This is a genomic window from Paracoccus bogoriensis, assembly GCF_019431455.1.
In the GTDB taxonomy this organism is placed as follows: Bacteria; Pseudomonadota; Alphaproteobacteria; order Rhodobacterales; family Rhodobacteraceae; genus Paracoccus; species Paracoccus bogoriensis.
In genome coordinates this window covers 1-232 of record NZ_JAHYSR010000090.1, presented here as the reverse complement: position 1 = coordinate 232, position 232 = coordinate 1, and the positions used below count along the sequence as shown (strand labels likewise).

The window sequence follows — 232 nt, the reverse complement described above, 5'->3', positions numbered from 1 at the left end:
TCCGGGTGGGGCACTGTGGTGCGCGGCATCTGATAGACGGCGCGCAGACCCATCTTCGCCATCAGCCGCCGCACACGCTTGCGACTGACGCAATAGCCCTGATTTCGCAGATGTCGGGCCATCTGGCGGCTGCCGTAGAACGGCGTCTCCATGAACTGCGCATCGATCAGCTTCATCAGCGCCAGGTTCAGCGGGGTCTCACTGCTCGCAGGCCCATACCACGATGACCGGC

The 232-nt window shown here is 63.8% G+C and carries 1 protein-coding gene; it reads right to left on the bottom strand.

Features of this window, described 5'->3' with window-relative positions; genetic code table 11:
* A partial coding sequence (locus KY389_RS15185; RefSeq protein WP_219831799.1) for an IS3 family transposase occupies positions 1 to 232 on the bottom strand: 232 nt, incomplete at both ends.